Here is a 12,988-nt window from a genome sequence, read left to right as displayed (position 1 = left end):
GGCGAGACCCGCGTGGAGCTCACTCCTCTTCGTCGCGCTCCCACGGCCAGCGGGGATGCTCGGCGCGCGTTCGACGCAGTGCGATCCCACCCCATGCAGCGATCAGCGCCGCGAGCACGAGGACCGCACTCGCTCCACCGCGCACGAGATCGCCGGCGACCGCTGTCGCGAGCACGACGTTTCCTGCGCCGACGAGCACTGCAGCCCACACCGCGACCAGATGGACGATACCTGCGACCAACGCGATCGCGATCGTCGCGACGTACGACGGATGCGGTCGACGCAGAGTCGACCACAGCATGAGCGCGAACGAGACCACCGCCGCGATCATCCCGACCACGCCCGGCGTCTGGCCGAGATCCGGCACCGCGATGATGTCCGTGTCGGTGGCGATGCTCACGGCCCCGAGCCCGAAGACGGCGAGCGCGAAGAAGCTGATGGTGGCGAGAACGACCGCCAGGACAGCCGAAACCCCCGCGGACTCGGGTCCGCGGGGGTTCGGCGTGGTGGAGTTCGTGATTACCTCGACAGCGTCGGGCCGGCTTCGAGCGTGCGCTCGTACTCGCGCTGCGCCTCGGCGTTCAGCTCGGTCTTGCGTGCACCGCTGCGGGCGACCCAGGCTCCGAACCAGATGGTCAACTCGCGGGCGAACACGAAGGCGGCGATGGCCAGCGGGGCGAGCAGCTGCTCGCCGACGAGGTCGAGCCCCTGGGCCGCGGTGAGCTTCCAGAACGGAGCCTCGAACAGCTGCCCGAGGATGTGCCCCGCATAGGCGATCACGCCGACGATGATGCCGAAGACCACCCAGAGGCCCCAACGGCCACGGTTGATGATCGCGCCGAGCAGCCAGAAGCCGAGGAAGAACACGACGACAGGCGTCCAGTATCCCCAGGTCGTCAGCGGGGCGATCGCCGTCTGGCCGATGTTCTCACCGGTCACGTCGCCGGCGATCGCGCCGAGGCCCAATGCTGCGCCGAGGTACAGCACAGCGAACACGAGCGTCGCGAGGAGTCCGATGGCGCCTGCGGTGCCGCGGTTGCCACGGTCACGCGGCGGCTCAGGGGCCTGCACGAAGATGGGCTGCGGCTGCGCTGCGGCCGCGGCGACGAGAGGCTCGGACGGGACGATGCGAGTGTCGACCTCGTCGCCGTACTGGGCGTAGGCGGCACCCGCCATGCCGGACTGCTCATGACCGAACGGGATGGTAGCGCCCACGACCGGCTCGGGGTAGAAGGATGTCGTCTCGGCGTCGGCCTCTGCCCTGACTTCGCGGGCGTACTCGCTCTGCTCTGCCGCCGGGACCGGCGACACCGCGGGCGGCGGGGAGGCGAACGTGCCGGGGTGGCTGCGCTCAGCTTCTTCGAACGCGGCGAGGTCGGGGTCGACGGGCGCGACGGCAGGCTTCTCATCGACGCCGTCGTTCGTGACGGGAACATCCGCACCGGCCGCGGCGGCGGCGTCGAGTCCGGCGTTCGCGCTGCCGACGACGTCGTCGACGTCAGCCGGCTTCTCGGGCTGGGGAACGTCGGGGTCACTCATGGGGTGCGCCTCTCATCGGATACGTGCATTGCGAGGGTACCTCTGTGCGCTCGGCCGCTCGCGCAGGCGTGCCGACGTGTCGGCATACGCGACCGGAAGCGACCGGAGGAGGTCAGGGAAGGACGTTCCGCAGCGCGTCCCCGGCGAACTGCGCGAGCACGGGGAGCATCGGCAGCGACAACCACAGCAGAGCACCGATGACCGCGACGCAGACGATGCCCGCGAACCAGCTCATCCCGAGGTTGCGCCCACCCACCCGTGCCATACCTCAACGCTACGACCGAAGGGGTCGAGTGCTCGTGAGCAACGCCGATCAGCCGGCGCGCCCCCGAAGCCGCCACAGCAACCAGAGCCCGGATATCGGGATGAGGAGTATTCCGATACCCATCACTCCCACCCAGATCATGTCGTACCAGGCGGGGACGAGGGGGTTGTTCGCGGGAAGCTCGACTCCGGACGAGCTGCTGCTGGATTCCCACGTCGACACCGTGACCATGGTCGAGAGGAGCAGGATCGACAGGCCGCCCACCACAAAGGGCACGACGATCGCCACGACCTTCTCCCACGTCTTCCAGAGCGGGCTCATGATGACCAGGACGGCGCCGACGAACCACCCCACCACGGGCACGACGATGCCACCGAAGCTCAGCGTCAGTGCAGCCACGATCGCGAACCCGCGGGTGGAGGTCGTCGACGGCGAGGACCCTGGCAGCTCGGGCTCCGACGCAGGGCGCTCGATCGGCGACACCGCTGACGTCTCGCTCTGGGCTTCGCGAGCGATCTCCCCCGGGTCGCCGAGGTGGGCGATCCGTTCGGCTGTCACGTCGGCGTCGAGCCCTTGGAGCTCCTCGAGGATGCCGGCCCGGATCTCCGAGGCGACGCCGTGCGGCACGGCGCGCATCGCCTCGTCGAGTCGGGCGAGGTACTCCTCGCGTAGGACGTCTGCGGTGGCCTGTGTCATTGTCATCCCTCTCCGACGATGCCCGTGACCACACGGGCGAACGGTGTCCATTGGGCGCGGAAGTGCTCGAGCTGATCGATGCCGTCCGCGGTGAGGCGGTAGTACTTGCGCACCGGCCCGCTCTCCGACGGCTGGTCGAACGTCGTGACCCAGCCGTTGTCTCGCAGCCGCCCGAGCAGCGGGTAGAGCGTGCCGATGCTGGCGATCAGGCCGGCGCTCGTGAGCGCATCAGCCAGCTGCCACCCGTACATCGGCTCGCGCGAGAGCAGGCCGAGCACGCAGTACTCGACCACTCCTTTGCGCATCTGGGCGCCGACTTCGGCTGTCATGCATGACAAGCTAGCATGCGAGGCAAGTTAGCCGGGGTGTCACCAGTGGGATGCAGGTTCTCCCGTGATCTCATACGAGTCGCCGTACACCGACCAGCGCAACGGCGGCTCGAGCCCGAGGTTCCCTGCATCGAGGAACACCCGCTGGGCGGTGTCGACCCGACTCGTGTCCTCGTGAGCCGCTTCCGTGCGCATCTCGACGACTCGCGCGTCGAGGAACGCCTCGAGGTAGCCGGCCTGATCGCCTCCCTCGGCCGGGATCGCCTTCGCGCGCAGCGCCTCTTCCCGGATCGCGGCGAATCCGGAATCGCCGTGCATGACCATCGCGTCGAAGTAGATGAACTGCCCGAGCACCCCCAGGCCATCGGCGATCGCCCGGTCGATGGCCGGCTCGAAGTACAGCCGATCCACCTCGTCACGCTGCGCCTGCTGGAACGCCGATCGTGCAGCCTCCGCCCGCCACGCGTCCTCGAACGCCTCGCCGAGACCCTCGTGCGAGTCGGTGCCGTCCACCGCACGCAATGCCGGCAGGAATTCAGCGAGCGCGTTGCCCGGCACCTGATCCGTGTAGTGCTCGATCAGCATCAGCATGTCGTGTGTGCCGGAGGTGAAACCCACGAGTCCGCCGGTGTAGCCGCGCTCGTCGCCGATGTCCTCGATGTAGTCGTAGCGGTCGTACCAGGCGAGTGTCGAGTTCTCGGCCGAAGCCACCATCTCCATCGCGATCTCGCGCTTGACGGGATCGCGCAGCGTGAGGGCTCCGGTCGCCGTCCCGCGTGCCGCCAGCCAGACCGCAGCACCGACCGCGGCCAGCACCACGACGGCGAGGAGCACGAGCAGCACGGCTGGACGGCGGCGTCGCACGGACGGGGAGATCGGAGCGGTCATCTACGCATCGTAGACAACGCCCGACCGCGCCGCTCAGCCCTTCGTCGCACCGGCGGTCAGCCCGCCGACGATGTACTTCTGCAGGAAGAGGAACAGGATCATCACCGGGATCGCAGCCATCACCGCGCCGGCGGAGAACGCCGACCAGTCCGCGTAGCGCGGGTTCGCGACGAGCTTGGTGAGTCCGACGACGAGCGTCTGCTGTTCGACGTCGACGAGCATGACGCTGGCGATGACGTACTCGTTGACCGTGCCGATGAAGGACAGCAGTCCGACCACCGCGAGGATGGGTGCGACCAGACGCAGGATGATCGTGAAGAAGATCCGTGCGTGGCCGGCGCCGTCGATGCGCGCCGCCTCGTCGATCTCTTTCGGGATCGTGTTGAAGAACCCGTACATCAGGTAGGTGTTCACGCCGAGCGCTCCACCGAGATAGACCAGGATCAGCCCCGTGTGCGTGTTCAGGCCGATGGCGGGGAACCAGTCCCCCAGCGTCGACATGAGCAGGAAGATCGCGACCACGGCGAGCAGCTGCGGGAACATCTGCACGACCACGATCGTCACGAGTCCCACACGGCGCCCCGCGAAGCGCATACGCGAGAAGGCATATGCGGCGCAGGCTCCGATGAACACGGTGACCGCTCCGGTGACGACAGCGATCAGAAGCGTGTTGAGGAACCACGTGCCGTAGGGGTTCTGCGGGTCGCTCAGGATACGCACGTAGCTGTCGATCCCGATCGCGGAGAACAGCTGGTTCGAGCCCGTCAGCGTCCCCTTCGGGTTCAGCGAGGCGGAGACCACGTACAGCAGCGGGAACAGCGCGAACGCACTCACCACGATCGCGACGAGGTGCCGCCATCCGGTGTCGGCGAACCAGGCGCCGAAGCTGCGGCGACGCGGGGCGAGGCTCTGCGCGTCGTTGGTGGAGCGAGTGGTGGCGGAGCGGGTGGTGGCGCGGCTTGCGGTGCTCATGTCAGTTCAGCTCCTCGAGGGCCTTGGTCTTGCGGAAGCTGATGATCGAGATCGTCGCGACCACGATGAAGATCAGGATCGTGAACGCCGACGCCAGGCCGTAGTCGCGGGTCTGGCCCGTGAAGGCGACCTTGTAGACCATCGAGATCAGGATGTCGGTATGCCCGACCGGGATCGAGACATCGCTGAAGCGCGGACCACCCTTGGTGAGCATGTAGATCAGGTTGAAGTTGTTGAAGTTGAACGCGAACGACGAGATCAGCAGCGGCGCGACGGTGACCAGCAGCAGCGGCAGCTTGATCCGCCGGAAGACCTGCCACGGGTTCGCGCCGTCCATCACGGCCGCTTCGTTCACATCCTCGGGGATGCCCTGAAGGGCGCCCATGCAGACGAGGAACATGTAGGGGAACCCGAGCCACAGGTTCACCAGCAGCACCGACACCTTGGCGAGCACGGGGTCGGTCAGCCATGGGATGTCCGCGCCGCCGAAGATCACCTGGTTGATGAAGCCGAAGCTCTCGTTCATCATGCCGGCCCAGACCAGAGCCGAGAGGAAGGCGGGGAACGCGTACGGGAGGATCAGGATGATCCGGTAGCCGTTGCGGAAGCGCATGCGGGTGTTGTTGAAGACGAGCGCGAGCAGGAGTCCGAGGAAGAACGTCGTCGCGACCGAGATCAGTGCGAACGCGAAGGTCCACAGCGTGACCGAGATGAGCGGCCCGCGGATCGAGGAGTCGGTGACCGCGCGGACGAAGTTGTCGAAGCCCACCGTGGTCTGCCATCCGGGGAGCAGCTGCTCTCCGCCTTCGGCTGTGAAGGCTCCGTCGCCCGTGTCGGAGTACACCGTGCCCGTGGTGGTGTCGGTGATGGTGTCTGCGGTCTCGTCGTACTCGAGCGTCGAGACGTACAGGTAACCCTTCTGGCCGTCGGGAGCGCGCAGGCTTCCGTCGTTCGGGTCGTCGCTGAACGGGACCGACAGCTTCTCGAGCTCTTCGGAGAGCGTGAAGACGGTCGCCAGCGGAAGGGTCGTCCACCCGTCGACGGCAACGGCCTTGCCGCCCTCGAACTGGGCGTCGACCTCTTCGAGCGGCTGCTCCGAAGTGCCCAGGAGCGCGTCGCCCGAATCCGGGTCGGTCGCGAGCAGACCATAGGTGCCGAACTGCTCCACCACCGTCACCGGGTAGGTCGGCGAGTCCTCGACCCGCTCCTGCGCCGAGGCCAGGAGTGAGGAGATCGCCTGATCCTTGGTTCCGTTGTGGCCGGTTCCGTAGTTGGTGAAGCCGATGTACCCCGTGTAGAGCAGGGTGAACACCTGGAACACGATCAGGAAGATGATGCCCGGTGTGAGGTACTTCGCCGCGATGCGCTTGCGGGAGAAGTAGATGTAGTTGACGAGGACCGCCACCACCACGACGATGCCGAGGATCAACCACTCCTGGTGGGCGAAGAGCACGAACGCGGCATAGAGCGCGATCGCGTCGACGACGGCCAGCAGGAGGATCTTCAGCAGCATCCACCCGATCGGTCCGGATGCGGCCTCCGCGATCTTCGCGGCCTGGCGCTGGCGTCTGGTCGGAGGAGCTGTGCGCTCGTCGGTGTCAGTCATGTCGTCCTCGTCATGATCCTGCCGGGGCGGGCGAAGACGCCCACCCCGGCAGGGTCAGTGTGCTGGCTGTTACTTGATCGCGGCGGTCACGTCGTCGACGAGCTTCTGCCACGTCGTCGCCGGGTCCTCGCCGTTGATGATCGCGGCCTCGGCCACGCCCCAGTACTGCCAGACCGCGCCCATGGCCGGAATGGCCGGCATCGGCACAGCGTCGGCGCCGACGGCCTGGAAGCCGGCGATGATCGGGTCGGCCGCGGCGGTGTCGGCGGCAGCGGTCAGGGCGGGCAGGATGTTGCCGGCCTTGAACAGCTCGAGCTGCACGTCTTCGGTGCCGATGTAGTTGACGAGGAAGTCGTTCGCGGCGACCTTGTTCTTCGACTCCGAGCTCACGAAGAAGCCCTTCACACCGGCGAACGGCGAAGCGGTCTCACCGGTCGGGCTCGGGATCGGGTCGATCGCGACGTTGATACCGGCGTCAGTGGCCGCGCCCACGTTCCACGGACCCGTGAGCCAGAAGGCCGCGGTGCCGTCGAGGAACTGCTGCTTGGCGATCTCGCCGTCGACGTCGGTGTTCAGAACGCCCGCTGCGCCCTGCGCACCCAGCCAGTCGGCGAAGGCGAAGCCGCCCTCGCTGCCGAGCTGAAGGTCGGTGGGGTCGTAGCTGCCGGTGTCATCCGTACCGAAGACCGGGGCTCCGAAGGCCGTCTGGAACGGGTAGAGGTGGTACGGGTTGCCCTCGGCGCCCTGCTCCACGACGAACGTGCCCTTGGCGACCATGTCGTCGAAGCTGGTCGCAGCGGTCGGGACGAGGTCGGCGTTGCGCAGCACCGCGATGTTCTCGACGGCGTACGGGAGCATGTAGACGGTGCCCTCGTACGTGGCGGCCTGGAGAGCGACGGGAAGGTAGTCTTCCGAGCTGTCGCCGAGCTCGATCGGGGCGACCACGCCGTTCGTGGAGAGCTCACCCAGCCAGTCGTGGGCGCCCATGACGATGTCGGGACCCTTGCCGGTCGGAACCTGCTGGATGAAGTCGTCCTTCATGTCGTCGACCGACTTGCCCGTGAGCTCGACCTTGACGCCGGTCTTGTCCTGGTAGGCGTCCGCAGCGCTCTGCAGTGCGTCGACGCGTTCGGCATCGACCCAGACGACCAGCTTCCCGCTGTCGTCGGAGCCGGAGGTGTCGTCGCTGCTGGTCCCCGTGGAGCAGCCGGCAAGCGTCAGAGTCGAAACGATGGCGATCGCGCCCGCGGCGACGATGCCCCTCTTGTTCACCTTCATTGGTGTGTGCCTCTCTCAGTGCTGATCACCTGCAAGGACTGCAAGCGCTTACAGTATGCATCGAAAACGGCGGCTTTTGCAATGAGAGAGGCCGTCGATATCAACCCGTGACCGAGAAGAGGGCGTCGCCATTCAGTGAAAACGCTTCCACGAGGCGGGCAGGTATGGAGTCCTCCTACGCTTGGGGCCGAGCGGGGAACCGGTGTCAGACATGTACCCTCACTGCGCCCCCGAGTAGGATGAACGCATGGCTGACAGCTCATTTGACATCGTCTCGAAGGTCGATCACCAGGAGGCCGAGAACGCTCTGAACCAGGCCCGCAAGGAGATCGAGCAGCGCTACGACTTCAAGGGCACCGGAGCATCGATCGCCTGGAGTGGCGAGAGCATCCTGATCATCGCGAACACCGAGGAGCGGGCGAAGGCCGTCCTCGACGTGTTCCAGTCCAAGCTCATCAAGCGCGGCATCTCGCTGAAGAGCCTCGAATCGGGCGATCCGTTCGCCAGCGGCAAGGAGTTCCGCATCTCCTCGACGATCAAGGACGGCATCTCCTCGGAGAACGCGAAGAAGATCAACAAGATCATCCGCGACGAGGGCCCCAAGGGCGTCAAGAGCCAGATCCAGGGCGACGAGCTGCGCGTGCAGTCCAAGAGCCGCGACGACCTGCAGCAGGTGATCGCCCTCCTGAAGGGCTCCGATCTCGACCTCGACCTGCAGTTCATCAACTACCGCTGAGCAGCTGGAGCGAGAACGAGAGGGGTCGGATGCCATGCGCATCCGGCCCCTCTCCCGTTCTCATCGGATTGCATACCGATATATGGGTCGCAGTGCCCAAGACTGGAAGCGGTCGACTCGATGCGACCGATGACGCGAACGCCGCGTGACGCACTGCCGTCGTAGGGCTAAGTGATTTTCGGGATTGCGAGCTTGCCCTCGTGGGGACGAGGCCGCGGCAGTTCCATGCGCTCGCGTCTTCGGTGGCCGGCGGATGCCATGCATCCGCCGGCCACGGAACCACGGACAATAGAAGAGCCCATCTGATTCGCACTGCGCGCCCCCACGCGGGATGCGAAGTCAGGTGGGGGTTATTGGCATCCGATGCGACTTCATGATGTAGTTGCCCTCCCGGGCGATCATGGGGCGCTCGGGACAGAAGGCAACTGGGGGCGGATCCATGAGCAGTATCGGATCGACGAACATCGGCGAGAGCAAGCAACTCCTGGCCGAGGAGGTCTTCCACTACATCGGAAGACAGATCATCGACGGCACGCTGGCCGCAGGCGAGCGCATCCGCGATGTCGACGTCGCCGAAGAGCTGCACGTGTCGCGGACACCGGTTCGCGAGGCGCTCCAGCGGCTGGAACGACTGGGCATGGTGACGATGTATCCGAGCAGGTACACCGAGGTCACGGCGGTGACACCTGAGACCATGGCGCAGTCGCTCGAGTTCGCCGGCTACCAGGCGGGGATCGCCGCGCGACTGGCGGTACCGCGGATCACCGCTGCACAGCGTGAACATGTCTTCAAGCTGGTGGCTGCGATGAGCGCGTCATTGGAAGACAGCCCGCGCACGTCGAACACGCGGTGGGCGGTGTTCTCCTACCTCGGCGACCACAGTGGCAACACGCAGCACCGGACCCTGATGGACGATGCGAGCATGGTGCTCTTCCGCAATCTCCGCGACTGGGTGGTCCCCGCCGCGGACCGCGGACGGATGCGGCGGGTGTACGCCGACTTCCATGACGCCGTGCGCAGAAGCGACGGCGAGAAGGCGGAACGCCTCGTCAGGGCGATGTATTACCTATGAGCGGGATCAGCCACCCGCACGCCACCCCTTGACCCATCGATCCAACCGTTGATAGGCGTCTTCCCGGGCTTCATGGCGCGACAGGAAGACATCGTGCAGAGCGCCGTCGATGCGCTCGACGGTCACGGTCGGTCCCAGCCGCAGCGCGGCCCGGGCGATGTCGTCGACCACGAGCACGGAGTCTGCGGAGGTGAGATCCGGCGACCATCGCGTCGGCGGCGCGAACCGCGCTGACAGCAGCACGCACACCGGCGCCGTGATCGACAGCCCCGCAGCGACAGCCTTGTGCCCGGAGAGGATCGCGTGCAGCCATCCCGCGTACACGGCCATCGTCTGCGCAGGGCGCCACTGGAGGTTCACCTCCATCGGGTCGTCCGGATCGGCGACTTCCTGTTGCGCGCGGGTGTAGAAGCCGAGATCGACCTGCGGCGCAGCCTCCATCGGCCAGATCCTCGCCTGCAGCTCGACCATCGGCGCGATCGCCGCTCTGGCCGGGGCGAACTGAAACTCCAGCCAAGGGCTGTTGAGGATCACGGCGTCGGCGGCATCCGGGTGTCGGGATGCCCACAGGCTCAACGTCAGGCCTCCGGTGGAATGCCCGAGCAGGATGAGGCGCCGGGCGGATTCGGCCCCGCCCTCGCCTCGACCCATCGCATCCAGCGCCGCACCGATGTCTTCGTCGTAGGTGGCGAGGTCGGCGATGTAACCCGGCGTCTGCCCATCGCGGAGGCTGCGACCGTACTTGCGCAGGTCGAGAGCGAAGAAGCGGGCGCCACGAGAAGTCCAGAAGCGGGCAAGGCGCTTCTGGAAGAAGTAGTCGGACCAGCCGTGCACGTACAGCACGTCGACGCCGTCGAGGAGGGGTCGGTGACCGCGTATCCGGTCCCACAGACTCGGCTCTCTTGGCAGCGCACGCACCAGCGTCGCCACGACAGGGCCCTGTTCGTCCGCGCCGAGGTCGAGCGTGAGCTGCTTGAACTCGTCGCCGAGAACATCGGGCACCCAATCGGCCATGCGTTCCTCCCCCGTCGTCGCCAGGCTAGCCGAGCGCGCGACCTGGTGAGGGAGGCCGGACCGTGGTGGTGCTACTCCCCGCGCGAGACGCGGACCATCTCTTCACGAGGGACGACCTTGACGCGAGCGCGCTCCTCGGGGGCGCCGAGAGCGATCTCGTGCTCGTCGAGACGGTGCCAGCCGTCGAGGTCGGTCCAGCGCACGCCACGCTCCTGCAGGAGCGCCGGGATGGCCTCCTCCGAGGGATCCTCCGCATGCCACCACGAGCCCTGGTCGTTGATGATGTGCCGCACGGTCTCCATGGCGTCGGACTTCGTGTGTCCGATCAGACCCACCGGGCCGCGCTTGATCCACCCGGTCGCGTAGATGCCGGGGACGCGCTCATTGGAGTCCTTCGCGAGAACCTGCCCCTCGCGGTTCGGGATCACGCCGTGCTTCTTGTCGAACGGCACACCGGGCAGCGGCGAACCGAAGTATCCGATCGCGCGATAGAGCGACTGGATCGGCACCTCGCGCATCTCACCGGTACCCACGGCGCCACCCTGCCCATCAGGCTGAGTGCGCTCGTACACGAGTGCGGCGACGCGTCCGGCGTCATCCTTGCGGATCTCGACCGGCTTCGCCCAGAAGTGCAGGTGCAGGCGGCGAGACGCCGTGCCCCCTGCGTTGTTGACCGAGTCGCGCTTGCGCCAGGACTGCAGGATGCGATCGATGACCATGACCTGCTTGTTGCTCGCGACGGCATCCTTCGCAGCGTCGTCGTAGTCGAAGTCCTCGTCGTACACGACCATGTCCACATCGCGGAGCTCACCGAGCTCACGCAGCTCGAGAGGGGTGAACTTCACCTGTGCAGGACCACGGCGTCCGAAGATGTGCACATCGGTGACTTCGCTGGCCTTCAGTCCCTCATAGACGTTGGCAGGCACCTCGGTGACGAGCAGGTCTTCCGCGTGCTTGGCGAGCATGCGTGCGACGTCGAGCGCGACGTTGCCGTTGCCGAGGACGCCGACGGACGCGGCATCCAGCGGCCACTCACGCGGGACGTCAGGGTGCCCGTCGAACCAGCTGACGTAGTCGGCAGCGCCGTAGGACGCGACGGCATCGATCCCGGGGATGTCCATCGACGTGTCGCGGATCGCTCCGGTCGAGAAGATCACCGCGTTGTAGTGCTTCTTCAGATCGTCGAGGGTGATGTCCTCGCCGAAGCGGACGTTGCCGAACAGGCGGATGTCACCACGGTCGAGCACGTCACGCAGAGCCGTGATGATGCCCTTGATGCGGGGGTGGTCGGGCGCGACGCCGTAGCGCACCAGCCCGTACGGCGCCGGGAGCTGCTCGAAGAGATCGATCGAGACGTCGAACTTGCGCTCGGCCTTCAGCAGGATGTCCGCGGCGTAGATGCCGGCGGGGCCCGCACCGACGATGGCCAGTCTGAGCTTGGTCATGGGAGGTCCTTTCGTATGCCGTCGCAGTCGGCGCGCGACCCGACGGGCCGCCCGCGCAGATTCAGCTGGAGCGTTCGGCGAGGGTCTCTGCGAATCGAGTCAGTGCCTCACGCACAGTGCCGCGCGGGAGTGGCTGGAGGGCGTCGACGGCATCTCGCGTCCACGCGTGCGCGAGCTCGAGGGTCTTCTGCGTCACCGCATGGTCACGCAGCTCGTCCAACGGACCGTCGAGGATCGAGGGGTCAGCGCCGTCTGCGATGAGGGCGACCCCGTCGTCGATGCGCGCCGCGAGATCGGTCGACGCCGCATCTCCCTCAGCCTTGAGCAGCAGGTACGGCATGGTCGGAACCCCTGCGCGCAGATCGGTCCCCGGCACCTTGCCCGTCTCCTCCGGCTTGGCCGAGAGGTCGATCACATCGTCGAGCAGCTGGAAGGCGACGCCGATCTTCTCGCCGTACACCCGCAACGGCTCCTCGTACTCCGAAGAGGCGTTGGAGAAGATCACGCCGCCCTGCGTGGCCGCCGCGATCAGCGAGCCCGTCTTGTCGGCGAGCACCTGGATGTAGAACGCGATCGGGTCGTCACCCTCCTGCGGACCGAGCGTCTCGTGCATCTGACCGAGGACGAGACGCTCGAACGTGTCTGCCTGGAGCCGGATGGCGCGCTCGCCAAGTCGTGACATCAGCTGGCTGGCGCGGGAGAACAGGATGTCGCCCGTGAGGATCGCGATGTTGTTTCCCCACACGGCGTGAGCTGCTGGAACTCCGCGTCGACGGTCGGCGCCGTCCATGACGTCGTCGTGGTAGAGCGAGCCGAGGTGGGTGATCTCCAGCGCCTTGGCGACGTCGATGACCTCAGTGGTGTTGCCGTCGCCGAGCTGGGCGGCGAGGAGCGTGAGGACGGGACGGATGCGCTTGCCACCGGCCTCGTACAGGTAGCGGCTGGCCGCGTCTGCGAGCGGGTCGGCGACGCGGACGTCTTCGGCGAGCCCGGTCTCGACGAGTTCGAGCCCGTCTTCGATGGCGCGCGCCACACGTCGGGCGGCAGGGCCGATGAAGACGCGATCGCTGAAGCCGAGACGGCTCGCCAGTCGCGAACCCGGGGCGGTGGGGCTCGAAGTCACGGTCCCAGCCTACCTTCGTCGAGTG

Annotated in this window: 14 protein-coding genes; 2 read left to right on the top strand and 12 right to left on the bottom strand. The window is 66.8% G+C overall.

Going from position 1 to position 12,988, the window contains the following annotated elements; translation table 11 throughout:
• Window positions 1-19 precede the first annotated feature (19 nt).
• From CQ040_RS07635 to CQ040_RS07600, 9 genes are all read right to left on the bottom strand, one after another.
• Window positions 20-400, bottom strand: coding sequence for a hypothetical protein (locus CQ040_RS07635; RefSeq protein ID WP_258131234.1), 381 nt, complete (start codon window positions 398-400; stop codon window positions 20-22).
• A gap of 119 nt (window positions 401-519) precedes the next feature.
• Window positions 520-1,539, bottom strand: coding sequence for an ABC transporter (locus CQ040_RS07630; RefSeq protein WP_105526222.1), 1,020 nt, complete (start codon window positions 1,537-1,539; stop codon window positions 520-522).
• 112 nt (window positions 1,540-1,651) lie between these two features.
• Window positions 1,652-1,804 (bottom strand): hypothetical protein, encoded by a 153-nt coding sequence (locus CQ040_RS20645; RefSeq protein WP_181156797.1) that lies wholly within the window; start codon window positions 1,802-1,804, stop codon window positions 1,652-1,654.
• A gap of 48 nt (window positions 1,805-1,852) precedes the next feature.
• On the bottom strand, window positions 1,853-2,500 hold the full coding sequence (locus CQ040_RS07625; RefSeq protein ID WP_105526223.1) for a hypothetical protein: 648 nt from the start codon (window positions 2,498-2,500) through the stop codon (window positions 1,853-1,855).
• Between the two features lie 2 nt (window positions 2,501-2,502).
• Window positions 2,503-2,829: a PadR family transcriptional regulator gene (locus CQ040_RS07620; protein WP_181156799.1), complete on the bottom strand. Its 327-nt coding sequence runs from the start codon at window positions 2,827-2,829 to the stop codon at window positions 2,503-2,505.
• A gap of 39 nt (window positions 2,830-2,868) precedes the next feature.
• Window positions 2,869-3,717 (bottom strand): chitosanase, encoded by an 849-nt coding sequence (locus CQ040_RS07615; protein ID WP_105526224.1) that lies wholly within the window; start codon window positions 3,715-3,717, stop codon window positions 2,869-2,871.
• Window positions 3,718-3,750: 33 nt separating this feature from the next.
• Window positions 3,751-4,689 carry a sugar ABC transporter permease gene (locus tag CQ040_RS07610; RefSeq protein ID WP_105526225.1) on the bottom strand — a complete coding sequence of 313 codons (939 nt, stop codon included), beginning with the start codon at window positions 4,687-4,689 and terminating at the stop codon, window positions 3,751-3,753.
• A 1-nt stretch (window position 4,690) separates the two neighbouring features.
• Window positions 4,691-6,295, bottom strand: coding sequence for an ABC transporter permease subunit (locus CQ040_RS07605; RefSeq protein WP_105526226.1), 1,605 nt, complete (start codon window positions 6,293-6,295; stop codon window positions 4,691-4,693).
• Between the two features lie 69 nt (window positions 6,296-6,364).
• The gene (locus tag CQ040_RS07600; protein ID WP_105526227.1) at window positions 6,365-7,573 is read right to left on the bottom strand and encodes an extracellular solute-binding protein; all 1,209 of its coding nucleotides are present in this window, start codon (window positions 7,571-7,573) and stop codon (window positions 6,365-6,367) included.
• A 247-nt stretch (window positions 7,574-7,820) separates the two neighbouring features.
• On the opposite strand from CQ040_RS07600, the gene CQ040_RS07595 reads away from it, so the two are divergent.
• Both CQ040_RS07595 and CQ040_RS07590 read left to right on the top strand, forming a co-directional pair.
• Window positions 7,821-8,309 carry a YajQ family cyclic di-GMP-binding protein gene (locus CQ040_RS07595; RefSeq protein WP_028502487.1) on the top strand — a complete coding sequence of 163 codons (489 nt, stop codon included), beginning with the start codon at window positions 7,821-7,823 and terminating at the stop codon, window positions 8,307-8,309.
• Between the two features lie 439 nt (window positions 8,310-8,748).
• On the top strand, window positions 8,749-9,381 hold the full coding sequence (locus CQ040_RS07590; protein ID WP_105526228.1) for a GntR family transcriptional regulator: 633 nt from the start codon (window positions 8,749-8,751) through the stop codon (window positions 9,379-9,381).
• Between the two features lie 6 nt (window positions 9,382-9,387).
• On the opposite strand, the gene CQ040_RS07585 is transcribed toward CQ040_RS07590, so the two are convergent.
• The 3 genes from CQ040_RS07585 to CQ040_RS07575 all read right to left on the bottom strand — a co-directional run bounded on the left by CQ040_RS07585 (window position 9,388) and on the right by CQ040_RS07575 (window position 12,963).
• Window positions 9,388-10,395, bottom strand: a complete 1,008-nt coding sequence (locus CQ040_RS07585; RefSeq protein ID WP_105526229.1) for an alpha/beta hydrolase — start codon at window positions 10,393-10,395, stop codon at window positions 9,388-9,390.
• 71 nt (window positions 10,396-10,466) lie between these two features.
• Window positions 10,467-11,840, bottom strand: coding sequence for an FAD-dependent oxidoreductase (locus CQ040_RS07580; protein WP_105526230.1), 1,374 nt, complete (start codon window positions 11,838-11,840; stop codon window positions 10,467-10,469).
• 61 nt (window positions 11,841-11,901) lie between these two features.
• Window positions 11,902-12,963, bottom strand: a complete 1,062-nt coding sequence (locus CQ040_RS07575; protein WP_105526231.1) for a polyprenyl synthetase family protein — start codon at window positions 12,961-12,963, stop codon at window positions 11,902-11,904.
• Between the last annotated feature and the right edge of the window lie 25 nt (window positions 12,964-12,988).

Source organism: Microbacterium sp. MYb54 (genome assembly GCF_002979515.1).
Taxonomy (GTDB): domain Bacteria; phylum Actinomycetota; class Actinomycetes; order Actinomycetales; family Microbacteriaceae; genus Microbacterium.
The sequence above is the reverse complement of the archived record's forward strand: the minus strand, read 5'-3'. Positions and strand labels throughout refer to the sequence as shown.